The 23,448-nt window shown below is 52.2% G+C and carries 21 protein-coding genes; 11 read left to right on the top strand and 10 right to left on the bottom strand.

The features are described 5' to 3' along the window. Positions 1–362: 362 nt before the first annotated feature. The 6 genes from IEV97_RS17960 to xerD all read right to left on the bottom strand — a co-directional run bounded on the left by IEV97_RS17960 (position 363) and on the right by xerD (position 7,410). Positions 363–1,397, bottom strand: coding sequence for a quinone-dependent dihydroorotate dehydrogenase (locus tag IEV97_RS17960; RefSeq protein ID WP_188502877.1), 1,035 nt, complete (start codon positions 1,395–1,397; stop codon positions 363–365). 109 nt (positions 1,398–1,506) lie between these two features. After that, complete coding sequence (locus tag IEV97_RS17955) at positions 1,507–2,319, bottom strand: hypothetical protein (protein WP_188502876.1); 813 nt, start codon at positions 2,317–2,319, stop codon at positions 1,507–1,509. A gap of 120 nt (positions 2,320–2,439) precedes the next feature. Then, a complete protein-coding gene (locus IEV97_RS17950; RefSeq protein ID WP_188502875.1) occupies positions 2,440–3,513 on the bottom strand; it encodes a M48 family metallopeptidase in 1,074 nt (357 codons plus the stop codon). Between the two features lies 1 nt (position 3,514). Further along, positions 3,515–4,489 (bottom strand): YjgN family protein, encoded by a 975-nt coding sequence (locus IEV97_RS17945; protein WP_188502874.1) that lies wholly within the window; start codon positions 4,487–4,489, stop codon positions 3,515–3,517. Between the two features lie 146 nt (positions 4,490–4,635). After that, on the bottom strand, positions 4,636–6,288 hold the full coding sequence (locus IEV97_RS17940) for a beta-N-acetylhexosaminidase (protein WP_188502873.1): 1,653 nt from the start codon (positions 6,286–6,288) through the stop codon (positions 4,636–4,638). 222 nt (positions 6,289–6,510) lie between these two features. Then, positions 6,511–7,410, bottom strand: a complete 900-nt coding sequence (gene xerD, locus IEV97_RS17935) for a site-specific tyrosine recombinase XerD (RefSeq protein WP_188502872.1) — start codon at positions 7,408–7,410, stop codon at positions 6,511–6,513. Between the two features lie 106 nt (positions 7,411–7,516). On the opposite strand from xerD, the gene aroQ reads away from it, so the two are divergent. From aroQ to IEV97_RS17910, 5 genes are all read left to right on the top strand, one after another. Further along, positions 7,517–7,969 carry a type II 3-dehydroquinate dehydratase gene (aroQ, locus tag IEV97_RS17930; RefSeq protein ID WP_188502871.1) on the top strand — a complete coding sequence of 151 codons (453 nt, stop codon included), beginning with the start codon at positions 7,517–7,519 and terminating at the stop codon, positions 7,967–7,969. 81 nt (positions 7,970–8,050) lie between these two features. After that, positions 8,051–9,112, top strand: a complete 1,062-nt coding sequence (locus IEV97_RS17925; protein ID WP_188502870.1) for an aminotransferase class V-fold PLP-dependent enzyme — start codon at positions 8,051–8,053, stop codon at positions 9,110–9,112. Positions 9,113–9,224: 112 nt separating this feature from the next. Beyond that, the gene (locus tag IEV97_RS17920) at positions 9,225–9,791 is read left to right on the top strand and encodes a MarC family protein (RefSeq protein ID WP_188502869.1); all 567 of its coding nucleotides are present in this window, start codon (positions 9,225–9,227) and stop codon (positions 9,789–9,791) included. A 166-nt stretch (positions 9,792–9,957) separates the two neighbouring features. After that, entirely contained in the window at positions 9,958–10,422 is a 465-nt protein-coding gene (rnhA, locus tag IEV97_RS17915) for a ribonuclease HI (RefSeq protein WP_188502868.1), read from the top strand. Positions 10,423–11,170: 748 nt separating this feature from the next. Next, positions 11,171–11,887, top strand: coding sequence for a tRNA1(Val) (adenine(37)-N6)-methyltransferase (locus IEV97_RS17910; RefSeq protein WP_188502867.1), 717 nt, complete (start codon positions 11,171–11,173; stop codon positions 11,885–11,887). A 44-nt stretch (positions 11,888–11,931) separates the two neighbouring features. Here IEV97_RS17910 and IEV97_RS17905 read toward each other — a convergent pair whose 3' ends face one another. Continuing rightward, positions 11,932–13,281, bottom strand: coding sequence for a saccharopine dehydrogenase family protein (locus IEV97_RS17905; protein ID WP_188502866.1), 1,350 nt, complete (start codon positions 13,279–13,281; stop codon positions 11,932–11,934). A gap of 127 nt (positions 13,282–13,408) precedes the next feature. Here IEV97_RS17905 and cdd point away from each other — a divergent pair, with 127 nt between their 5' ends. From cdd to IEV97_RS17880, 5 genes are all read left to right on the top strand, one after another. Continuing rightward, entirely contained in the window at positions 13,409–13,894 is a 486-nt protein-coding gene (gene cdd / locus IEV97_RS17900) for a cytidine deaminase (protein ID WP_188502865.1), read from the top strand. A gap of 224 nt (positions 13,895–14,118) precedes the next feature. Next, entirely contained in the window at positions 14,119–14,760 is a 642-nt protein-coding gene (locus IEV97_RS17895; protein WP_188502864.1) for an alpha/beta hydrolase, read from the top strand. A gap of 234 nt (positions 14,761–14,994) precedes the next feature. Continuing rightward, on the top strand, positions 14,995–16,335 hold the full coding sequence (locus IEV97_RS17890; protein ID WP_188502863.1) for a PEGA domain-containing protein: 1,341 nt from the start codon (positions 14,995–14,997) through the stop codon (positions 16,333–16,335). Positions 16,336–16,505: 170 nt separating this feature from the next. After that, positions 16,506–17,654 carry a helix-turn-helix transcriptional regulator gene (locus tag IEV97_RS17885; protein ID WP_229734025.1) on the top strand — a complete coding sequence of 383 codons (1,149 nt, stop codon included), beginning with the start codon at positions 16,506–16,508 and terminating at the stop codon, positions 17,652–17,654. 90 nt (positions 17,655–17,744) lie between these two features. Further along, positions 17,745–18,932 carry an acyltransferase family protein gene (locus IEV97_RS17880; protein WP_188502862.1) on the top strand — a complete coding sequence of 396 codons (1,188 nt, stop codon included), beginning with the start codon at positions 17,745–17,747 and terminating at the stop codon, positions 18,930–18,932. A 57-nt stretch (positions 18,933–18,989) separates the two neighbouring features. Here IEV97_RS17880 and IEV97_RS17875 read toward each other — a convergent pair whose 3' ends face one another. After that, positions 18,990–19,385, bottom strand: a complete 396-nt coding sequence (locus tag IEV97_RS17875) for a VOC family protein (protein ID WP_188502861.1) — start codon at positions 19,383–19,385, stop codon at positions 18,990–18,992. 125 nt (positions 19,386–19,510) lie between these two features. Here IEV97_RS17875 and IEV97_RS17870 point away from each other — a divergent pair, with 125 nt between their 5' ends. Continuing rightward, the gene (locus IEV97_RS17870; RefSeq protein WP_229734024.1) at positions 19,511–20,371 is read left to right on the top strand and encodes an NHL repeat-containing protein; all 861 of its coding nucleotides are present in this window, start codon (positions 19,511–19,513) and stop codon (positions 20,369–20,371) included. Between the two features lie 74 nt (positions 20,372–20,445). Here the strand turns inward: IEV97_RS17870 and lgt are convergent, their stop codons facing one another. Continuing rightward, positions 20,446–21,288, bottom strand: coding sequence for a prolipoprotein diacylglyceryl transferase (gene lgt, locus IEV97_RS17865; protein WP_188502859.1), 843 nt, complete (start codon positions 21,286–21,288; stop codon positions 20,446–20,448). 172 nt (positions 21,289–21,460) lie between these two features. Next, complete coding sequence (gene nadE, locus IEV97_RS17860) at positions 21,461–23,341, bottom strand: NAD(+) synthase (RefSeq protein ID WP_188502858.1); 1,881 nt, start codon at positions 23,339–23,341, stop codon at positions 21,461–21,463. Between the last annotated feature and the right edge of the window lie 107 nt (positions 23,342–23,448).

Genomic DNA, 23,448 nt, shown 5'->3' with positions numbered 1-23,448 from the left:
ACCACCCCTAACCCCTCCTTGTCTAAGGCGGGGAATCTGTAATTGCCATTCCAAGGTATAAGCGTTGTGGCACACCTCCCTGGCAGGTATAGCAAGACTAACTTGCCCCGCCAGCAATGAAACAGATCACATTAGCCAGGTGCACCCACGACGATTTTGTGTTTGAGCGGTCAGCGAGTTTAAAATCGTCTTGATTTTTTTGTCCCGAAAGCTTTCGGGATGCCCGCCGCACAGGCGAAGCTATAAAACAATATCATTTGCTATACCTGCAACATCAGCTATAATGCAAAGCAGGCTATACCTATACCTGGGCCAGAGGCCCCGCCATGGTTGACACGAGCGCAGACACTCGCGCCATAGGACTATATACCTTTCAACAACTTCTTATTAATGCTAGCAACCAGCGCCGGACCTTCGTAAATAAAACCGGTGTACAGCTGCACCAGATCGGCGCCGGCATCCAGCTTCTCCTGAGCATCCTCAGCCGTCATAATACCACCTACACCGATGAGCTTGATGTGCTGCGGCAGGTGCTGGCGCAGGTAGCGGATAATCTCGGTGGCGTGCTTGGTGAGGGGTTTGCCGCTCAGGCCTCCGGCGCCGATCTCTGAAACACGGTTAGAAGAGGTGTGCAGCCCTTCGCGGCTAATCGTGGTGTTGGTGGCAATAATACCACTCAGCTTCGCGGCTATGGCAATCTCAATTATATCATTTAACTGAGCTTCGTTCAGGTCTGGGGCAATTTTCAAAAGAAGAGGTTTGGCTTTTGGCATCGAGTTGTTCAGCTCTTGCAGCGCCATCAGCAATTGCTGCAGTGGCTCCTTTTCCTGCAGGGCCCGTAGGTCGGGGGTGTTGGGCGAGCTTACGTTCACCACAAAGTAATCCACCACATCGTACAGTGCTTTGAAACAATAGAGGTAATCGTTGAGCGCCTCTTCGTTTGGCGTCACCTTATTCTTGCCGATGTTGCCGCCTACGATGATGTTGCTCTTTCGCTCCCGCAGGCGTTTCACGGCTGCTTCCACCCCTTCGTTGTTGAAGCCCATGCGGTTGATGATGGCCTGGTCCTCTGGCAGGCGGAACAAACGCGGTTTGGGATTGCCTTCCTGTGGCTTTGGAGTAAGCGTCCCGATCTCGATGAAACCAAAGCCCAGTTCGGCCAGCTCGTCTACCAGCTTGGCATCTTTATCGAAGCCTGCTGCCAGACCAACCGGGTTGGGGAATTTCAGGCCGAACAGCTCCCGCTCTAGTCGCTTGTCTTCCACTTTAAACATGCCACGGCTGATGCTCTTTGTGAAGGGCAGACTAAAAGCCGTGCGCAGCGCATCAGTAGTGAGGTAGTGAACTTTCTCGGGGTCTAATTTGAAAAGTAGCGGACGGAGTAAGCTTTTGTACACGGCAGCGGATTTGGTTAGAGTTTGCTGCCCGCAAAGATAGAAAGAGAACGTTAGGATGTATGGCTGAACAGGCTAATTTGTTCTATGGAACCGCTATAGGATTAGGCAGCTATGGTTTATTAAATAGAGGCACATTATCAGCACTGTATTCTAACACCCAATTTTTCCCCTCTGAATTGTACAAGTCACCATTGGGCATATATCTTTCTTCTTTACTGTAAGCTCGGAAATTATTCTTGGATAAAGACCTATAAAAGGTGTCGCCGAACATGAATAAACCTTGGATCGGGTTTTGGGCTGTATCGTAATCGCCAAATGTTTCGGTTACCATTCTTATCACTAATTCATCGTCAAGCAGATGGCGCGTTTCAACTTTTTTGAGGTTACCTGAAGCATCAAAAAAGAAATCCTTGATACGATCTTTATTCACGCTCACTTCTACCTTATCTCTGTAAACTGCATATTCGATTATCCTGCTCAACTTTCCATTGCTATGGTAGCTATAAGCCAGCGAATCATACATTGTCCGATTTTCAGCCTTATGGATAAGATAAGCCGGCTGATCCGGATTCTTTAAGCTAAAAAACCATTCTTGAAGTAGGACGCCCCCGTCATCCCTGCTGCTCTTATTGGCAATACTGATGGTGTTATTGCCATACCGCACTTCATCAATAACAGTCGCCAGGTCTTGGCAGGAGCCATTCAGCATACATTCGTTAACGCCTAATCTTTTCTGCACTTTCCCATTTTGATACTCTAAAGTATGCACAAGCCGGTATGTATAGAGAAGTCCATAGCTACGGTGCACCATATAGCGGTTCGCGTAAGAATCGATTAAAACAGCAGGCGCTGGCGTATCCTTGTCTTTGCCACAACTTAGAAACAGTAGTGCAAAGAAGCCAATGAGTATAAGTTGTTTCATAAGGTAAGTGGTTGTTTGGCTGCTCTTTTGAGTGAGATAAATGAATAATGCCGTCAACAAGGGCGCCACAATCCAAGTTCCGAGTACAGCAACAACTACAGGTATAAAATTCTTTTAATTTTACTCTCCTTTCAACTGTTCCCAGTATCGCTCCAGTTCCGGCTTCTCTTTAGCTGGCCGCTTGGTCTCCGCTATCAGTTCATTCAACACCTTGATGCGGTCTCCTGTGTTGGGGTGTGTGCTCACAAAAGCCAGCATCTCCAATTCACTGCCCGACTGCAGGCGTTCCATCAGCAGAATGGCACCCTGTTCGTTCAGCTCGTTCCGACGCAGCAGTTCCAGACCCTCCCGGTCCGCTTCTAGCTCCAGGGTGCGGCTATACTCCAGGTTGCGCAAGGTAGAGGCATTGTCTACCAGTACGGCAGCGACTCCGCTTACATCACCGAAAAGCACTGATGCCAGCATGTAGTAAGACAAGCTGCGCGTCATGGCACGTAACGAATGTCGGTTCCGGATATGCGCCAGCTCGTGCCCCATCAAAGCGGCCAGCTCCTCGTGGTGCTCCATCTTGTCGAGTATACCTTCATACACCACCACATAGCCGCCCGGTATGGCAAAGGCATTTACCTCGTCGCTGGTTACCACGGCAGCTGTGATCGGATAATCCAGGTCGGTGTTCAGTTCGCTCAGATAGGCATTTAGCGCGGCGGTCTTTTTGTCGTTTACCTGGTAGCCCTGCAGCATTTTAGTGTAGAGTTGCTCGCCCAAAGCGCGTTCGTAGCTTTCGGGGAAATGCATGGCCACCCGGTCGGCAAGCGCAGGCACACCCCAGATGAGAAAAGCCACCAGCAGCCCCAGCAGACTCAAGGCCATGATGGCTATACCTGAAAAGCCCAGACTGAGCACACTGTTGTAGCCGGATTTCAGGAAGGCTGCCCCGCGATACTGCTGTAGCAGCGCTTCCTTAAATCCTTTGTCTACCACTGAAATACTCTGTTGCGGGAATTTACCATAACGCAGCAGGGTGGTCGCATCGTTGAACTCGGACGGGTGCATACCTGCCAATTCCCAATGCACGGAACCCGTTACCTCGTCGGCACAATAGTCAATGCGCAGCCCGTCTGCCAGCAACGTGATCTGCGCCGGCATGCCTTTGGAGCTTTGCCCGTTATAGTATTTCCCTTCAAATATCATGTTAGATCACGCCGATATCCATCATATCCGACATGCTTTCGTAGGTGGCCGAATCGTAGGCTTCTTCGGTTTGCACCAGTGCGTCGGCGTCAAATTGTCCGCTCATCACGGTGTTGTTCATGATCAGCGACATGGTGCGGGTGGTGGTAAGCGGTATACCCAGCCCCAGCGTAAAAATAACGATCAGTATGTTGCCAACCGTCAGCTTCAACACGTCCCAGCCCGAAACCTGGCACTGCAGGCGGCTGTAGGTACCGTCTTCCTGCAACACCACAATGTTGTTCACATAAAAGTGCAGCAGATTTTTGGTATACCAGAAAAGGTAGATGCCCAGCGTGAAGACAGACAGGAAGTAGCCTTTCACGTGAATCAGGAACAGGTCGCCGCCATCGCCCACGTAGCGCAATCTTACATTGCCAAAGCGCACATTGTCGATCATCTGCTTGCGCAGCTTCACCACAAACCACGAGCCGTAGATGCCGAGTGTGAGTATAGTGAGGAAGAAGCCGATCAGGTAGGTTGAATACATATCGGAGAGTTCGCCCCGGTAACCCAGGTGGATGCCGCGCCAGCTTGTACGGGAAGTGCGGTAGCGCATCATGCCGTGCAGCGCCAGGGGCAAAATCGCCAGAAGGCCCAGCAAAAACACACCATACGCGATCAGCAGTGTGCCAGGATCTTCTGAAATGAAACCATAGATCAGAATAGCGTAGAGAACAAGAAAGACACCCAATCCTTTGATGAAACCGATGAACATCTCTTTGCCGGTGCCATGGAAAACGAAGGGCGTACCGGCCAGCTCGGTCTTGCGGTACAGGTACTGCAGCGATTTGGCCTTGGCCCACGGATAGTAAAGCCCCAGCGTCACGATGGTGAGCACGATGTTCACGATCTCAATGGCAAAGTATTCGGAGCCTCTGCCAGTGAAGGAAAAATGGGTAGTCTGTTTTTCTTTTTCGAGTAAAGTTGTTGTCATAAAGGTTTGGAAATAAGGTGAGAAATTGATTAAAAAAATAACACAGGCCATGCATAAAACACAGCCTGTGTTATTACAGCTTTTAAATATAGTAAATATCAGTTACTTACCATACACACTGCATTTATACACCAATATTTTACATCCTATTTCTTCTCCATCGTCCACTGCTCAAAGTGAGGGAAGTATTTTGCTCCCCAGAAGGTATAGCGTGGAATGACGGCGGTTTTCAGTCTCCGCTTAAAATCTGTAAAGTCCTTTTTCTCCTGTGGTGACCACAGTACCTCGCTGAGCGCCGTCATGCGCGGGAACACCATGTACTCTACCTTGGCCGTGCTGCCAATGTACTCCGCCCATAAGTTGGCCTGCGCCCCGATGATGTAGTGGTCCAGCTTCTGTTCGCGCAGGGCGGCCGGCACCGGCTCGAAGTTGTATACAGCGTCCAACGGATTGTAACCGTGTATGGCCAGGCTATCGTTGGGGTCTTTGGACTGGTAGTGGTCAAAGTACAGGGGATGGCCTGGCGCCATGATCACCTGATGGCCACGTGTGGCGGCGGCTATACCTTCCTTCTCCCCTCCCCAGTTCATGATAAGGGTGGACTTGCTCAGGTCGCCTTCCAGAATTTCGTGCCAGCCGATCACCTTTTTGCCTTTGGCCGCCAGGTAGCCCGCCACCTGCTCAACAAAATAAGTCTGCAGGCCTTTCTCGTCCTTCAGGTTGTGGTCTTTGATAAACTGCTGCGACACGGAGTCTTCTTTCCACCATTTCTTGCTTGTTTCGTCGCCACCCAAGTGGAAGTATTCATACGGGAACAGGTCGGCCACCTCCTGGAACACCGTCTCCAGGAATTGGAAAGTTGCGGGGTTTGGCTGCAGCACGTTATTCTGGCGGTTGTACATACCCCAGGTGGTGGCCACGTTCCAGGTGGTGTCGGGTCGGGTGCTGAGTTCGGGGTATGCGGCAATCGTGGCACGGCTGTGACCAGGAATATCAATCTCAGGTATAATGTTGATGCCGCGCACCGAGGCATAGTTGATCACTTCCAGTATCTCGTCTTTGGTATAGTAGCCACCATATCGGGTGCCGTCATATCGGGCCGGTTGGTCTTTGAAGTGACCGATCAGGGTTTCCTTGCGCCATGAGCCCACGGAGTTCAGCTTCGGGTAGGACTCTATTTCGATGCGCCAGCCCTGGTCGTCGGTCAGGTGCCAGTGGAAGGTGTTGAATTTGTGGAAAGACAGATAGTCGATGTACTTCTTGATGAACTCCACAGGAAACATGTGCCGCACCACGTCCAGGTGCATGCCACGGTAACCAAAGCGTGGGTAGTCCTTGATCCGCACATCCGGAATCTTCACTTCCTTCACCTGCTTGGTGGGGAACAACTGCAGCAAGGTCTGGATACCGTATACCATGCCTCCTGTGTCTTTGGCGCGTATGGTCACGTCTTTCCCCGACACCGTCAAGGTATACATTTCGGCCTTGTCGATGGTCTTGCTATCGAATACCAGCCGGATGTGGTGACTGGCTTTGGGCTTGGCTGCCGTGTTGGGGTATAAGGGCAAGTTCAAGCCAGTCTGTGTAGCCAGCATCTCCTGCAAAAACTCGGCCTGCGCTCCGAACTGCTTGTCGAATACAATCTGTGCATTTTTATTGATGCTCACATGCCCCCTCGCCTCTTTAATTACCTCTACAGGTATAGGCGTGATGTCATCGACGGACTGGGCGATGGTCAGGACAGGTATAGAAAGCAGAATCAGTACAAGGGAGAATATCCGGTGAAAGGTAGATAGCATGTGGTTTTAGTTGTTGCTGTCAATTGACTAGTAGTGGAACGCTTGGTTTAATGCTGATGGGTTCAATATTGAATTAATCGCCTTGGAGGTAAGGGTTACAGCCAGATAAAAGGAAGTCATACTGTATTTGCCAGTGCACGATTCGGACAGGTCGCAACCTGTCCCTACAAGCTATACCTTGCCAACTCTTCACTCCTAAACTCTCAAACTCCCAACCTCCAATCAGCTTCTCGGATGGTAATCCTTGATCACCTGCTTCAGGTAGTCGCGGTCGAGGTGGGTATAGATTTCGGTGGTGGTGATGGACTCGTGGCCCAGCATTTCCTGCACGGCCCGCAGGTCGGCGCCGCCCTCGATCAGGTGCGTGGCGAAGGAGTGGCGGAAGGTATGGGGGCTCACGGTTTTCTGTATACCTGCCTTGGCGGCCAGGTCTTTGATGATTGTGAAGACCATGACGCGCGTTAGTTTGGCCCCGCGGCGGTTCAGGAACACAAAGTCTTCGTGCCCCTTTTTGATGGTGAGGTGACAGCGCACGCCTTCGCGGTACAGTTGTATGTGCTTGAGCGCGTCACGTCCGATCGGCACCAGCCGCTCTTTGTCGCCTTTACCAGCCACTTTCAGAAAGCCCATGTCTTCGTAGAGGTTGCTCAGCTTCAGGTCCAGCAATTCCGACACACGCAGCCCGGAGCTGTAGAGCGTCTCGAGCATGGCGCGGTTGCGCGTACCCTCTGGCGTAGATAGGTCGATGGCGGCCAGCAACTGCTCGATCTCGTGGAAGTGCAGCGTGTCGGGCAGCTTGCGGCTCAGCTTTGGGGCTTCGATGGTCTCGGTTGGGTCGGCGGTGAGCATGTCTTCCATGATCAGGAACTTGTAGAAGGCCCGTATACCTGACAGTGTGCGTGCCTGCGAGTGCGGGGTCATTCCCAGTTCAGCCACCCACTCCAGAAACTCGCGCAGGATAGGCGGCGTTACCTGCTCGGGCTGCACGGCCATGCCTTTGATGTCCAGAAAATCGATCAGTTTGCGCATGTCACGCAGGTAGGCCTCCACGGAGTGACCCGAAAGCGACTTCTCGAGGCGCAGGTACTGTTCGAACTGGGTAATGCAGATGGACCACTTCATAGGTATAGCACAAAACTTTCTTTTGTCAAAAAATCAAAGCAAAGATAGTTAATCCTTAAATTGCAACCGCTTAATTGAGTTGAAATCACCACTATACCCTGAAACTATGAAAATCCTGATCCTGAACGGCCCCAACCTCAATCTTTTAGGCGTTCGCGAGAAATCCGTCTACGGCACGGAGTCCTTCGAATCTTACTTTGAGGAGCTCAAGGAAGCCTTCCCGGCCATGGACTTATCCTATTTCCAATCCAACACAGAGGGGGTGCTCATCGACAAGCTGCACGAAGTCGGCTTCAGCTACAAAGGCATCGTGTTCAACGGCGGCGCTTACACCCATACCTCCGTGGCCCTTTCTGACGCCATCAAAGCCATCGAAGCGCCGGTGATAGAGGTGCACATCTCCAACGTGTACGCCCGCGACGCCTTCCGCCACAAAAGCATGCTGGCGCCTTTCTGCAAAGGAGTGATCACCGGTTTCGGTTTGGAGAGCTACCGCATGGCGCTGCAGTATTTTGAGCGCATGAAGCCGAAGCAGATCGGTTTTGGCTCTAAAAAATAGCGTGACGACAGCAAATCGCCGTTCACTAAATATTTGGCTTTTACTATAGTAGCCATCCTATAATTCATTATATTACCCTCCATGTTGAATTTCTTTCCAGGACCCTCGAAAATATACCCGGAAGTGCGCAGCTACCTGACAGATGCGTACGACGAAGGGATTATGGATGCTCCGCACCGCGGAGAACAATTTGTGCAACTTTCCCGCGCCGTGGTGGGCTCGCTCAAGCGCCGCCTGAACATCCCGCAGGACTACTCCATCTTCTTTACCACTTCGGCCACTGAATGCTGGGAGATCCTGATCCAGAGCCTCACCAAAAAGAAGAGCTTCCACATCTACAATGGCTCATTTGGCGAGAAGTGGTACGAGTATGCCAAAAAGATGCGTCCGGAGGCGGAGGGTGTGCGTTTCGACATTAACGAAGCCATGCCGGTGGAGGACCTTGCCATCAGTTCCGACACCGAACTGATCTGTTTTACCCAGAACGAAACCTCCAACGGTACGCAGGTAACAGCCACTTCCATCCTCAACCTGCACAACCGCTTTCGCGATACGCTTACTGCGGTGGATGCTACCTCTTCCATGGCGGGCCTGAACCTGAAGTACATCAAAGCCGACATCTGGTTTGCGTCGGTGCAGAAGTGCTTTGGCCTTCCGCCGGGGCTGGGTATACTCGTTTGCTCGCCGCGCGCCATTTTCCGGGCCAAGCAGATAAACGAGCGCAACCATTACAACAGCCTGGTGTCGATTTACGAAAAGATGCTGAATTATCAGACCGTGCACACGCCCAACACGCTCAACATCTACCTGCTCAAGCGCATGCTCGAAGACAGGCCGTTTATCAAGCAGCTCGACATTGACCTGGTTGACCGCGCCAACGAGCTGTATGAGTTCTTCGGGCAGTTCACGGAATTCAAACTGTTGATCGAGAACGAAGAGGTACGCTCTAAAACGGTGGTGGTGCTGGAGGCGAACGAACGCGTGGTGGAGGACATCAAGAAACGGGCTTTGCACCACAACATCCGGTTGGGCAATGGCTACGGGCCATGGCAGCGCAACACATTCCGGATTGCAAACTTCCCGGCCATCGGCAACGAAGAATACGAAGAACTCAAGCGCTTTTTCCAACATTATTACGTCTAAGAATCCTACCTTTGCGGCTTGTTAAAAATTGCGCTCCGCAGTCTACGGTATACCTATACCTATGAGTCTGCAGGTATAGCAATTTAACAATCAACCATCAACAATGTAAAGCATGTTCAGTTTCAAGGAAATCGCGTCTGTCACGCTCATCCTGTTCGCGGTAATCGACATTCTCGGCTCTATTCCCATCATCATCGACCTGCGTAAGCGCGAGGGCAGGATTGAGTCCGAGAAAGCCACCATCGTTTCTGGTATCCTGATGATCGCCTTCCTTTTTGTGGGTGACGGCATCCTGAAGCTGTTTGGCATCGACTTCGAGTCCTTCGCGATGGCTGGCGCTATCATTATTTTCCTGATCGGCCTGGAGATGATCCTGGGTAAAGACCTGTTCCACTCCGACCCGGAAGTAAAGAGCGGCTCCATCGTGCCCCTGGCCTTCCCGCTTATCGTGGGAGCCGGCACCATGACCACGCTGCTCTCGCTGCGCGCCGCCTACTCCCTGCCGAACGTGCTCGTAGGCATCGTCCTCAACCTCATGTTCGTCTACATCGTGCTCAAAGCTTCGCCCTGGCTGGAGCGCAAACTCGGCAAAGCCGGTGCCAACGTACTCCGCAAGGTGTTTGGCGTTATCCTGCTGGCCATCGCCATCAAGCTGTTCAAAACGAACCTACCGATTTAATTTAATTAGTGATTGAGTGGATGAGTGAGTTAGTGATTATTGAATATTTAGATTGTTGAATGGTTAAATTGTTAATTGTTAACACTCAAATTGAATTCAATAATCACTCATTCAAAACTCACTCAATCGCAAACTCACTCCATCACTCATCCACTCAATTTAAACCATGATCGAGCTTTTTACAGACGGTGCTTCACGAGGGAATCCGGGTCCGGGCGGGTATGGCACCATTTTGCGCTGGAAAAACCACGAGAAAGAGCTGACTGCCGGCTTCCGCAAAACCACGAACAACCGCATGGAGCTGCTCGCCGTGATTGTGGGGCTCGAAGCGATCACCAAGCCAGGTATACCTGTCACGGTCTACTCTGACTCCAAATACGTGGTGGATGCCGTGGAAAAGCGCTGGGTGTTTGGCTGGCAGAAGAAGGGCTTCGCCGGCAAGGCCAACGGCGACCTCTGGGCTCGCTTCCTGCGGGTCTACGCCAAGCACAACGTCCGCTTTGTCTGGATCAGAGGCCACGCCGGTCACCCCGAAAACGAGCGCTGCGACGAGTTGGCGGTTGCCAGTGCGCTGTCCCCGAATTTGTTGATTGACGAGGGGTTTGAGTCGGGTCAGTTTAACTCGAAGTAGTGGTTTTTTGCTTTCGCTGGTTTCGTGCTTAGTAGCAGTGGCTGCTGCAGGTATAGCTTACTTTGCTTTGTAGCTAATGCCTTTTGCAGGTATAGCTCACGGCCTTGTTTTATAGCTTCGCCTGTGCGGCGGGCACTCACTTTTTTCCTTGATGGGGGTAGGGGCCCTCGATAAAGAAAAAAGTAAGCAAAAAAATCAAGACTCCCCAAACTCGCTGACCGCTCAAACAGTGGGTAGTCGTTTGATGCACCTGGCAAAGGCTGTTTGCTTCGTCGCTTCCGGGGCAAGTTACTCTTGCTATACCTGCCAGTGGTGTATAGCAGTTACAACAAAGCTTATACCTGTAAAGTAGTAGTGGCAGAAACTCCCCACCTTAGACAAGGAGGGGTTAGGGGTGGTTGGACCCGGTATAGTAAAACAGTCATGACAATACTTCTACCTTTAAATTTGCGACGGCTAAATCCCCTCTCGAGAGGGGCAGGGGCGTGTTATAGCAACTGCCTGTTCTCCCTTTAACCAAGATCCTTTCAGGATGACAGATGGAAAATGCAAAGTCCCCCTTCGAATTCGAAGATCCCGGACTTGATTCGGGAGGGACAGGGGGATGACAATCATGCACGGAAATCCTACCAATCCGTGGGCGTAGGGGTCCTCTTTAATCCTTGAATCCTGATCCTGACAAAAGAAAGTAAAACTCCCTACCTTTGCCATCGCAATTACTCATTACCCATTATTTATTAAATAACCCGTGCCCAATACCTACTTCCAATTCAAGCAATTCCGCATCAACCAGGACCTGTGCGCCATGAAGGTGTGCACGGATTCTTGTGTGTTCGGAGCTTATGTGGAAGTGCGCCAGGCGAAGCGGCTATTGGATATTGGAACGGGAACAGGCTTGCTGGCCCTGATGGTGGCGCAGCGGTCAGAGGCGGTGGTGGAAGCAGTGGAGATCAATCCGGAGGCACAGGCACAAGCCAGGCAAAACTTCCTGGAAAGCCCTTGGGCGGATCGGCTTCTGTTGCACCCAATGCCCTTGCAGGAATTTGCCGAGCCCTGTACCCAGCAGTACGACGTCATCCTGTCGAACCCGCCTTTTTTTCTGGCTTCGCTCAAGTCTAATGATGCTGCCAAAAATACCGCCAAGCATACCGGCGACCTGCTCTTTGAAGACATCCTGACCTTTGCCCAAAAGCACCTCACCGAAAGCGGAAAACTATACCTGCTCCTACCGCCTGCTGAGGCCAATCACTTTGCAGAGCTGGCTAAAACGCACGCCCTATACCTGAACGAGACGCTGGAGGTATATACCCGCACCGGCGGAAAGTGCATTCGCCATGTACAGACCTATACCTTTGGACCGACAGAGCAGGCAGTAACTAAAACCCTCGACATCCGCGAAGAAGACGGCAAAACCTATACCGAAGACTTCACAGCACTGCTACGGGATTATTACCTGATTTTCTAAAAAAGTTAGTAGCCATACTTGCTTCTGACAGGTAGCTATACCTGTTATTGCGCCGCTTTCACGCGTTCAACTTCCACAAAGTCGATCCCATAGCCTTTGAGTTCTTCCAGCACCGGCTCGTATAGATCGGGGTAAATAGGGATCACTACGCCGCGACGGTGGATCTTGCCCTGTAGCAGCAGCTTTGCCAGTATACCTACCGGCAGGCCCACGGTTTTGGCCATGGCGGTTTGCACCTCATCGTCTCCCAGCACCACTAGCGACGAGGTGAGTTCGTGCTGCTCGCCGTCCAGTTCGTACTCGAACAGGTGCTGCATCACGATCATGTCTTTGTCGCCAGGCTCCAGCTTCCATTTGCTAACCAGTATTTTCTCGAGCAACTGCGCCGGTGTGGCCGCCGTCATGCCGAGGGGTGTTTCTTCAAACAGACCAAGCCACATTAGCTTCTCCATGATCTCGCCCTCAGGGGCTATACCCAAATAGCGGCTCAGGCGCTGCTGTGTTGTTTCTTTGGCAAAGGCAGCAGGAGGAAGAAAGGCTTCCAGGTAGCTGCGATGCGTCATGCTGCTCACGCCTTCCAGGTCGTAGCTGTCGTCGGTGAGGCCCAGTTGCACGAACACGTCCCAGGCGGCGCAGTAGCCGATGCGGCGCAGCGTGCCGCGCAGCATCGTCGGAATATCCTGCAGACCGTAATGCTCCCGGTAGCTGAGCGAGTCGCGGTTGGCATAGCCATCGAAGTGGCCGTAGCCCTCCACGTACAGTTCGTCGGTGCGCTTAAAAAGCTGGTGATATGGGATGTACTTATACTCGCCGTTCTTGATATACTTGGCCGTTCCCTGCCCTGCCAGCACCACATTGCGCGGATTCCAGCTGAACTTGTAGTTCCAGGGGTTGTTATCCGACTCCGGTGCCACCAGTCCACCCGTATAGGACTTGAACGAGGTGATTTTACCGCCCATACCCTGCACACGCTGAATCACGGCCATAGCCGACATATGGTCTATACCCGGATCGAGGCCGGATTCCATCAGGATGGTAAGGTTCTTACTTTTTGCCTCTTCGTGCAGCTCCCTGAACTCCGGCGACACGTAGGAGGCCGTGATCAGATGCTTTTCCTGTTTCATGCACTCACGCGCTACCTCTATGTGAAAGATGGCCGGCAAAAGCGAGATCACCAGGTCAGCTTTGCTTACCTCAGCAGCCCGCTGCGCCTCGTCGTGCACGTTAAAAACAATGACTTCGGCAAAGCCCAGCAGCGTGAGCTTGTCCCGCAGATGGTCCACGTTGATGTCGCCGATGGTGATGTGCCAGTTCTCGGCAGGAGCGTGTTGCAGCAGGTACTGGATCAGCGAAGAGGCGGAGCGACCGGCACCAAGCAGGAGTATTTTCTTCATAGCATTTGTATCGTTGCGTTTGAATTTAGCAATTACCCCCTGCAAGGCCAACCTTTTGCATTGTTTTATCAGAATAATAGGTTAAATTTATAGCCCTTTTCTAATTTTTATACCTATAAGGTCTTAAATGGCAAGTGAGCTGAATATACATATCTGCATCGACGTACTCGACTCGGCAGAAGAACTGACCCAACAAGAGCGCGACGCGATGTCGCTCGCACAAGCGGCGGCAAACGATGCCTACGCCCCCTACTCCAATTTTTTGGTAGGCGCCGCCCTGGTGCTGGAAGACGGCACCCTGTTCAAAGGCAGCAACCAGGAGAATGCGGCCTACCCTTCCGGCCTCTGCGCCGAGCGTACCGCTTTATTTGCCATGAGCGCCCATCACCCGAACAAAAAGATAATGCTGATTGCCGTAACCGCCCGTCGCAGAAGCGAACAGCATTTCCTGCCCGCCATGCCCTGCGGTGCCTGTCGACAGGTGATGGCCGAGTACGAGCACAAACAGGGCGAGTCTATACCTGTGCTGTTGCAGGGTCCGGAAGGCAAGTTCTATCGCCTCCGCAGCGTCAGCGACCTGCTGCCTTTCCAGTTCAACAGAGAACACCTTTAATTGATTGAGTGAATGAGTGAGTTAGTGATGGAGTGATTTTTTCTCAAACACCACAATGTCATATTGAGATAACAAACGGCCTCGAGGGAAGGTATAGCAAACGTAAACATTTGTGGAGGCAAATCGCAACCTGTTCGAATCGTGCACCCAACCATCAACAATTTAACCATACAACAATTTAAAACTCACTCCATCACTCATCCACTAAATCACTCAATCAAAAAATGCACGAGCATAAGCTGACAGTGCCGCGTACGGCTCGCTACTATACCTTGGGAACGCCCTCAGAGCGGACGCGTGACCTGTGGGTGGTATGTCATGGGTATGGTCAGCTGGCACGGTACTTCCTGCGGCACTTCGCGGTGCTGGACGATGGCGCTACTGTAGTAGTGGCGCCAGAGGGACTGTCCCGCTTTTACCTGGACGGGTTTTCGGGGCGGGTGGGTGCCACCTGGATGACCAAAGAAGACCGGCTTTCAGAGATAGAGGACCAGTCGGCTTATTTGAACTTACTGCTGGAGGAGCTCCTGCTACAATTGCCCTCCGATGTGCGGGTGCACGTGCTGGGCTTCTCGCAGGGCGGCGCTACGGTTTGTCGCTGGCTCGCCACAACCCAGGCGTCTTGCCAGCACCTCATGCTGTGGGCCGCTTCATTTCCCGAGGACATTGCCTTTGAATCAAGAGAAACAGCTTTTGCCAATATGAAGGTGGATGTGGTGTACGGCACGCAGGACGAGTTTATCACGCCGGAAAAGCTACAGCACCAGCAGGAAATCATGAAGCGCCTCGGCCTTACGCCGCAGGTCCATACCTTTGAGGGTGGCCATACCATCGCTCCCGAGTTGCTACAAAAGCTCAAACCATAAAGCAGAAACCTAACAGTAGCGGCTTCGTTCTACGCAGGCACAAACCCTCGCTCTCTTTGCTATCCCATAACAACCGCTATCCGATGCTTCCATAGCAGTTTTCCAGTACCTACTTCTGGGTATTTTAGTTAATTCACAAATCATTATATACAAATTTAAATAAAGTATATTTAAATTTGCGGGGAAACAATTGCAACTAACCCATCCTTACACTTTTATAATTCAACTTACCCTATGAGGAGAAATCTCTACTTATCTCTCATTTTCTGCTTGCTCACCTTTACTTCTTTCGCCCAGAGCAAGATCAACGTTAGCTCCAACTTTCCGGATGCCAAGTTCTTTTTACTGAACGATGCAGACAACAGCACGGTGAGTGAGCTCGGCGTCGGAAGCATTGAGCTGAAGCTGAACAAAGACTCCCGCAACCGCATCGCCATTGTAAAAGAAGGCTATGAACCTGTAATCCGCGAGTTTCCCCGCACCATGAAGTGGGACAAAGAGCAAAAGGTAGAACTGGCCAACCGCCTGATCGACATCAGCGTGGAGCCATACGACGCAGAGATTTACGTTGACGGCCGCGTGGTAGGCACCAAGCGTATTAACCTGATCGTGGAGAAGGATAAGTTTCTGAACGTGGAGGTGAAAAAGCCAGGCTTCGCACCACAGACCAAGGTATACTACAACCAGAAAGACCGGGAAGCTCCTCCTGTAAAAGACTTTTTTGAACTGAAAGACCGCCAGGTGCGCCTGGAAGTGATTCCGGCCGATGCCTCTGTAGCGCTGAACGGTGTGGTAACTGGCCGTGGCAACACGGATGTGAGTGTTCCGTTTGGCACCTGTGTAACCGTGACCGTTACAAAAGAAGGGTTTGCCGAGGTGGTGCAGGTATACTGCAACAAGCCGGCCACGGACCCGCTTCCTCCGTTGCGCAGCCGCGCTTTGCTGGAAGACCGTCTGGTGAAGATGACCACTTCCCCTGCCGATGCCAACATTGAGGTGGCCGGCAAAGTGGTTGGCGTGGGCAAATACGACCTGAAGGTGCCTAAAAACGGCTGTGTGGAAGTGCGTGTGACCAAAGACGGCTTCCTGCGCTACATCAAAAACTACTGCAACCAGGAAAACATGCAGGCCCCTGAGCCAACTGAGTTTGTAGAGTTGGCCGTTGACGAGGCCTATACCTCTTCTATTTCTTCGGATATGGCCAATGTGCGCATCACCATTCCAATAAACAAAACCGTAGACCCGGCTGACGCCTGGAGAATCCTGAGTTCGATCATTACCAAGCGTTTTGATGTGCTGGAGACGGTGGACTACAACACCGGCTACCTGACCAGTGCCTGGCAGGTGCAGAACTTCAACGGCGCGAACATGATCCGCACCCGTGTGATCGTGAGCAGCGGCGGCAACTCCAACGACCTGACTTATGTGGTGAAGATCGTAAGCCAGCGCCACGAGCGCGAAAACAACACGGCACGCAACATCAGTGTAAAGGACGATGAAGACTTCAAAGACTGGGGCCGTCTGCTGAAGCGCTACGACGGTCTGATTGAGGAGATCCAGGCGCGACTGCAGTAAGCGGTCCTTCTTATGCGATACAACAAAGCCCTGGCCAGTGCGCCGGGGCTTTTCTTTTTAAGCGCATTTCCTTCCATACGGGCACAGAATCCTGCTGCTTATTGCAGCGTAAATCCAAATTAAGTTTTAGCTTTAGTACACGAACTGTCCGTAGCCGCTTATACCTGCCCATGCCACAAACAGAGCTTTTCTTCCGATTCGACTGGTTTGCCGCCATCCTGCTGGTGGGCATGGTACAGGGCTTCTTCATGAGTCTGCTCTTTATGGCCCGGCGTCCGCACCGGCAACCCTATCACCACCTGCTGCTGGCGGCACTGGTCTTTACCTGTGCCTGCATGGTGCTGGAGGTCTTTCTGTGCTACAGCGGCCTGATGTTCCGTACCCTCCACCTGGCTGACTTCTCGGAACCGGCAAATTTTGCCGTCGGCCCGCTCACCTACCTGCTTTTCCGGAGTCTGAACGGCAACAAATGGACGCGGCGCCAGTGGCTGCATTTCATTCCTTTCGGGGTGTACTTTCTCTACCACATCCTTTTTTACATACAGCCGGAAGAGGTCAAATACAACGCCTATATCGGAGCCTACTTTCCGGAGATGGAGCGCTTGCAGGTTACCATTGCGCTTTTCTGGGACCCGCTGCACTGGACAAGGTATGTAAACGAACTGACCATGGGGCACATCCTCGTCTACATCGTGCTTTGCTTTTTGCTTTTGAGGAAACAGAACACTGCGGAGTCTCCAAACCCGTACTTCTATACCTGGGCCAGGTTTCTGCTGTACTTCTTCATAGCCACGCTGGTGCTGATCGTGCTCGTCAAGATAAGCTACGAGCGCGACCTGGGCGATCACTTCCTGGCTATGTTCCTGGTGGTGCAGCTTTTCTTCGCGAGCTACAAGATCATCACCGACTCTGCTTTCTTTCAGCCGGTGGTGCAGGTAAAGTATGAGAAATCCGCCCTGAGCGAGGAGGCCAAGCAGGACCTGATTCACAAGCTGAAAGCAGCTGAGCAGGAAAAATTCTACACCCAGCCATCGGCCTCTCTTCCTACGCTGGCCAAACAACTGCATACTTCGCCCCATTACCTTTCGCAAAGCCTGAACGAGCGCCTGGGCAAGACCTTTTTTGAGTACCTGGCTGAGTTGCGCATACAGGAGGCCAAAGCCATACTGGCCGACCCGGCCCGGCAGCACCTCAATGTAGAAGAGGTGGCCGAGCAGGTGGGCTACATGTCGAAGTCCGCTTTTAGTAGCGTGTTTAAAAAGTATACCGGTCAGACGCCGGGGCAATACCGCAAAACAGCCGTTTCCGGCTCGGTTTAAGTACTTCCCTATAAGTTAGCACCCCGCACTTATCGGCAGATTCTTCCGGTCAGGGCTTCTTTGGCGATGTTTGTACCAAAACGAAAAGCTATGGAAAATCAAATCAAAATCAGACGTTACGAGTTCGACTGGCTACGGGTGCTGGCCTTCTCGCTCCTCATCTTTTACCACACCGGTATGTACTTTGTCAGCTGGGAATGGCACGTCAAAAACCCGGTCACGAGCGAAATGCTCCAGGTGCCGATGATCTTCATGAGTCAGTGGCGTATGTCGCTCATCTTCTTGGTGTCGGGTGTGGGCGTATACTTTGCATTGGGGTTCCGGAGTGCCGGTACTTTCGCCAAAGACAGGCTGAAGCGCATTTTGCTGCCCTTGGTCATCGGGATGCTGCTGGTAGTGCCACCACAGGTATACTTTGAGCGGATGGTACAGGGAACAGCTACCGACTACCTGAGCTTCTACCCTTCTGTATTCGAATTTGAGCCTTACCCGCAGGGCAACTTCAGCTGGCACCACCTGTGGTACCTGGCTTACATCTTCTGCTACAGTCTGCTGCTTTTGCCGCTTCTGGTATACCTGCGCCGGGCCAGCGTACAGGCAGCCAGTATAAAAGGTTGGATGCTGCTGGCCGTCCCAGCGCTATGGCTGGGCATGGGCGGTGTGCTGCTAAACGAGCGCTTCCCGGCAACCAACGCCCTGATCGATGACTGGGCCAACCACTTCCTCTACATCACGGTCTTCCTGATTGGTTTTCTGTTGATGAAAATCCCTCAGCTGCAGGAAAAGGTGCGACAACTGCGCTGGTACAGTTTAAGCCTGGCAGGTATAACGCTGACCGTCCTGTATACCTTCTATTGGTTCAAAGGCAGGGACCTGGGCGAGATCGAGTTGGCCTTCTATTATGTGCTGCAGCAAAGTAACCGGTGGTTTTGGCTGATGGTCATACTCGGCTTTGCCATGCAACACCTCAATGTGAAAAGTAAATACCTGGCACAGGCCAACGAGATGGTATACCCATTTTATATCCTGCACCAGACGGTTATCGTGGCGTTGGGTTATTACCTGCTGCAGGTAGACTGGAGCATCGGCTTTAAGTTTACATTCATTAGTCTAGGCACTTTCGCCACCTGCTTTCTGCTGATCAAATACCTGATCATGCCATTCAATTGGCTCCGGCTGCCCTTTGGCATGAAGCTTATCCGGAAAAAGGAAGCGCAACAACCTGTAGTTCTTACTACCAGGAAGAGAAAGGAAAGCGAGCCCGTCGTGAGCAGTTGAAAGGTTCGGAGGCAAAATCCATAAAGCAGTATCGGCATGTTGCCGAGGAAGCCATCGCTACTTCTTCTCCCACATTCCCTCCATCACCACCTCCAGCAGGTGCTGGTCCGGGTCGCGGAAGTAGAACGACAGGAAGCCGCGTCCCCAGTCGTACTCCTGCTCCACTACTATACCTGCCTCCTGTACCTTGCTCTTCCAGTCGTCATAGTCTTCCCGGCTTACCTCGAAAGCCAGGTGCAGCTGACCGGAGCCGAAGTGCGGTGGCAGGGTCCCTCCTTTTTTTGAGGCTTCCGGTACAAAGCACAGCAACACCGACTCCCCGGCCCTGAAAAAAATGTGCCGGTCTTTCACCTCCCCAATCACAGGCAGTCCCAACTTTCCATTGTAAAACTGGCGGCTGCGCTCCAGATCGGCTATATACAGGCAGGTTTCTTTTATCTTTTTTATCTCCATTGCTTCGCTTTAAAAACGGTAGTCCGGTAAAAAAACGGGTATTTACAGTTTGTACGCAACCACAGGGCTTTTGCTTTCCGTTATACCATAGCGCGCCCACCGTTTTAAATAACACTATGAAGCTGATGCTGAAAATCCTTGCCTTTTTTATACCTGTGATGGTAGCCCTCTTTTACTTTTTGGGGCGGCCCTCCGATACCGTTACCAATTCCGAAGCAACTACCTCCAAAGCAACTACCAGCAAACTGGTCAGATTGGCCAGACTTCCTTCCCAGGTCAGCGAAAGTTCCGGCGTTGAATTTATACCTGGACGGGATGCCTACATCACGCATAACGATGCAGGCAACAAACCATACCTCTACCTGGTCGATCGAAAAGGGAAACTGATCGAAACGATTAAACTGCAATTGCCTAACGTGGACTGGGAGGACCTGGCCCGCGACAGCGAAGGCAACATCTACATTGCCGACACGGGCAATAACAGCAACAAGCGCAAGGAACTGGCTATCTACAAACTCCAGCTCGACAAACCTGATAAAATCGAGGCCATCCGGTTCACCTACGAAGACCAGAAGAAATTCCCGCCCTCCAAAAAAGACATGAACTACGATGTAGAGGCCATCTTCTGGCATAGTGGCAAGCTATACCTGGTATCGAAGGACAGGGGCAGTAAAGAGACTGCCAAGGTTTACGAGCTGCCGGACAGCGGCGGTCAGTACAAAGCTAAACTGCTGGGCAGTCACAAACTGGGCGTACCGGTGACCGGCGCAGGCAGCAGTGCAGACGGCAGTACGGTGGCGCTCGTGAGTGAAGGTGGCCTGCACATTTTCCGCAACGTAAGCGATCCGGCTACTTTTTACAAAGGCGACTACGAGAAGGTGAATATCAAAGAGGCCGGGCAGACGGAGGCAGTGGCGTTTGAAAATGAAAACACCCTGGTGATCACCAGCGAAGACGGCGGCCTGTTCAGGTATAGCCTCAACTAAACCGGATTTTCATAAAACAGAAACGGCCAGCAATGATTGCTGGCCGTTTCTGTTTTTCTATTTCCTGACTGATTTTACTTTCGGGCTGCTTCCCGGGCCAGTTTCCCGCCGGGCAGGGCTGGCTTAGGATTGCGCCATACCCTGAACAGGATGATCAAACCAATGATGATCAACGGAATGCTCAACTGCTGACCGATGTTCAGCGCCATGGTTTCCTCTTTTTCTACCTGCACTTCTTTCAGGAACTCCACTAGGAAGCGGAATGTGAACAGGGCCGTTACGAAAATGCCGAACAGCAAACCCTTTGGCAGCGCCTCTTTGTATTTCTTCCAGAGCCAGTAGAGTAGCACAAACAGCAGGAACACACTAAACGACTCGTACAATTGCGTCGGGTGGCGCGGCACGTGGGAGTATTCGCTCTGCCGTACAAAAATAAAGCCCCACGGCAGATCAGTAGGTCTGCCGAAAATCTCGGAATTCATCAGGTTGCCCAGTCGGATAAGGGCACCACCCAGCGCCACCACGATCACGATCCGGTCCAGCACCCACATGTAGTCGAAGTTGTGCTTGCGGCTGAACAGCCAAAGCGCCAGCAAAATGCCGATGGTAGCGCCATGACTGGCCAATCCGCCTTCCCAGATCTTAAGTATCTCGATGGGGTTGCTCAGGTAGTACTCAGGTTGGTAAAACAGGGTATGACCCAGACGCGCCCCCACCACCGTACCGATAATCATGTACAGGGTGATGACATCCACATCGCCTTCGGTGCGGCCTTCCGCCACGTAAATTTTGGTCAGGATACGTTGCCCGAACACAAAAGCCAGCGCGAACAGGAGTCCGTACCAGCGCACTTCAAAGGAGCCTATGGAAAAGATGGAAGGACTTACATCCCAGGTTATATAGTTCAGAATGCTCATATACAGCGGTATGGTTCTGCCAAAGTTACAATATTTAGCAAAGCGAAAAAACCGGCACCGGACAGGTATAGGTATATTTATCCACAGGTATAGCCTCAAAAGCAAAAGGCACCACCCCGCCCTGCTCTTTCAGGTATAGGATGGTGCGTTTGATAGGTATAAATTCCTGCTATTATTTCAGCCTGCTCAGTTCCTCCCGGAAACCACCGCTCAGGATCGGATAGCGAAGCCAGCTGCGCGGGTCCAGGTTGTAGTCGTCGAGGTGGAAGCCCGGGGCGTAGCGCTCGCGTTTCCACTGGTTACGCGACCACAAGGTATAGAACTTGTCCACATACCCCTTCAGCGATTCTATAGGCGCCACGTTCTCCTTTTCCAGATGATCTACCACCTGCTGCGGTGACAGGCGGTCGTACCAGGCCAGTCGCTCGATCATGTTCAGGATTTCGTACGGCATCAGGTCTTTTTCGTCCGTCTGGTTTTCAGAGGAAGGGCGCAGCTCGGCCGTTGGCTGCAGGTTGTTCACATAGTCCAGGCCCAGATAGCCCAGCTCCTCCTGCATCCAAATCAGGAACTGACGGATGAAGGCCTTGTCTATACCTGAGATTGGGGCAATACTACCGGCCGTATCACCGTCCATGGTGGCGTAGCCCACCGCGGCCTCGCTTCGGTTGGAAGTAGCCAGCAGCAGGGCGTTTTTGATATTGGCCAGCATCCAGATAGCGGGAGCGCGCACACGGGCCTGTATATTCTGCAAAGTCACATCGTCTTGCTCCCAGGTCAGTTCCCGCTCCAGCGCAACTTCTATTTTTGAGGTATAGCCCTTTACTTCTTCGTCAATGGTCCAGTCATGGAACACGGCCCCGATAGACTCGGCCAGCTCTTTGGCAGAGGTATAGGTGGCATCAGAAGAATTGACGGTACCCTGATAGGCGCAAGTCAGTATACGCCCTACCAGTTGCCTGACCACCTGGTCCTGCGGGAGGGCCTCAAAATATTCTGCATCTTTCAGCGTGAACATGCGGGATTTCGTCACGAAACTAGTCACGCCCAGGCTGTCAACGCCCCGGCGCACCATTTCAGCCACGGCCACAGCGCAGCACGACGAGTCAGCTCCTCCACTCAGCGACAGCACAAAGCCACGGCTGCGGCTCTTGCGCATGTAGTCGAAGAGCGCCAGGCTCAGGGCGGCGATCAGCTCTGCATTTTCGTCGATGGGTGGCAGGTATTCGATGGTTTCAGCTATTTCCGGGTTGGCTCCGAAACGAACCTCAGCGCACTCCAAATCCACGTCTTTGAAGCATAATAATTCGTTTCGGCGAATCAATTTTCCATTCTGGGCGATGAGCACTTCCCCGTCGAAGATCACGCGGCCCGACTCATTGCCGAGCAGGTTGGCATACAGGTAGGCGCATTGGTATTTTTGGGAGGCCTCCACCACGAGGCGGTGGCGCAGGTCCGTCTTGCTCAGGGCAAAGTGGCTGGCACTCGGGTTCAGAATGAGTTGCACGCCCTTTTGCATGTGGCGCTCAGCCGGTCGGTTGGTTCGCCAGGCATCCTCGCATATTTCGAAGGCATATTTCACACCTTTCTCTTCGTAGATGATATCACCAATCGGGTAGCGCTTCCCCTTCATCTCAAACTCTTCCACCACATTGGCTGGCCATGGCGTGAACCAGCGCGGCTCGTAGTGTATGCCGTCGCGGGCCAGGAACTGCTTGGCCGTAAACCCTATGATCTCTTTGTTTTTGATGACACAGGCCGTATTGAATACATCTTTCCCGATGATCACATGCACACCCAGGCACACGGTCATGTTATCGCACCACTCTTTTACCTGGAGCAGCTTGTCGAATGCCTCCTCGGCAAACCAGGGATGCAGGAACATGTCCTCGCAGCCATAGCCTGTAATGCAAAGCTCGGGCAGCAACAGGATGTCCACATTGCGGGTGCTTGCCTCGATAATAGCAGATCGGATATTGAGCAGGTTGGCTTCCCAGTCGAGCGGGGTCTGATTCAGGGCGGCCCCGGCCAGTATCAGTCTTGTTTCTTCCATAGTGTGTTCTCTAACGCAACAATATGGAAGCAAGTTAAGCTTTGGCGGCCAAATAAAGAACCGCTGTACCCTGAACAGGTGTAGCCTGAGGACTGTTGAGCCCATTC

It is taken from the genome of Pontibacter amylolyticus (assembly GCF_014638845.1).
GTDB classification, from domain to species: domain Bacteria; phylum Bacteroidota; class Bacteroidia; order Cytophagales; family Hymenobacteraceae; genus Pontibacter; species Pontibacter amylolyticus.
This window is presented reverse-complemented; position numbering and strand designations above follow the sequence as displayed.

Excerpts from the sequence above, each read along its gene's own strand:
- IEV97_RS17955 (WP_188502876.1), bottom strand. The coding sequence starts at position 2,319 with ATGAAACAACTTATACTCATTGGCTTCTTTGCACTACTGTTTCTAAGT.
- IEV97_RS17950 (WP_188502875.1), bottom strand. The coding sequence starts at position 3,513 with ATGATATTTGAAGGGAAATACTATAACGGGCAAAGCTCCAAAGGCATG.
- IEV97_RS17945 (WP_188502874.1), bottom strand. The coding sequence starts at position 4,489 with ATGACAACAACTTTACTCGAAAAAGAAAAACAGACTACCCATTTTTCC.
- IEV97_RS17940 (WP_188502873.1), bottom strand. The coding sequence starts at position 6,288 with ATGCTATCTACCTTTCACCGGATATTCTCCCTTGTACTGATTCTGCTT.
- xerD (WP_188502872.1), bottom strand. The coding sequence starts at position 7,410 with ATGAAGTGGTCCATCTGCATTACCCAGTTCGAACAGTACCTGCGCCTC.
- aroQ (WP_188502871.1), top strand. The coding sequence starts at position 7,517 with ATGAAAATCCTGATCCTGAACGGCCCCAACCTCAATCTTTTAGGCGTT.
- IEV97_RS17925 (WP_188502870.1), top strand. The coding sequence starts at position 8,051 with ATGTTGAATTTCTTTCCAGGACCCTCGAAAATATACCCGGAAGTGCGC.
- IEV97_RS17920 (WP_188502869.1), top strand. The coding sequence starts at position 9,225 with ATGTTCAGTTTCAAGGAAATCGCGTCTGTCACGCTCATCCTGTTCGCG.
- rnhA (WP_188502868.1), top strand. The coding sequence starts at position 9,958 with ATGATCGAGCTTTTTACAGACGGTGCTTCACGAGGGAATCCGGGTCCG.
- IEV97_RS17905 (WP_188502866.1), bottom strand. The coding sequence starts at position 13,281 with ATGAAGAAAATACTCCTGCTTGGTGCCGGTCGCTCCGCCTCTTCGCTG.
- cdd (WP_188502865.1), top strand. The coding sequence starts at position 13,409 with ATGGCAAGTGAGCTGAATATACATATCTGCATCGACGTACTCGACTCG.
- IEV97_RS17895 (WP_188502864.1), top strand. The coding sequence starts at position 14,119 with ATGCACGAGCATAAGCTGACAGTGCCGCGTACGGCTCGCTACTATACC.
- IEV97_RS17890 (WP_188502863.1), top strand. The coding sequence starts at position 14,995 with ATGAGGAGAAATCTCTACTTATCTCTCATTTTCTGCTTGCTCACCTTT.
- IEV97_RS17885 (WP_229734025.1), top strand. The coding sequence starts at position 16,506 with ATGCCACAAACAGAGCTTTTCTTCCGATTCGACTGGTTTGCCGCCATC.
- IEV97_RS17880 (WP_188502862.1), top strand. The coding sequence starts at position 17,745 with ATGGAAAATCAAATCAAAATCAGACGTTACGAGTTCGACTGGCTACGG.
- IEV97_RS17875 (WP_188502861.1), bottom strand. The coding sequence starts at position 19,385 with ATGGAGATAAAAAAGATAAAAGAAACCTGCCTGTATATAGCCGATCTG.
- IEV97_RS17870 (WP_229734024.1), top strand. The coding sequence starts at position 19,511 with ATGCTGAAAATCCTTGCCTTTTTTATACCTGTGATGGTAGCCCTCTTT.
- lgt (WP_188502859.1), bottom strand. The coding sequence starts at position 21,288 with ATGAGCATTCTGAACTATATAACCTGGGATGTAAGTCCTTCCATCTTT.
- nadE (WP_188502858.1), bottom strand. The coding sequence starts at position 23,341 with ATGGAAGAAACAAGACTGATACTGGCCGGGGCCGCCCTGAATCAGACC.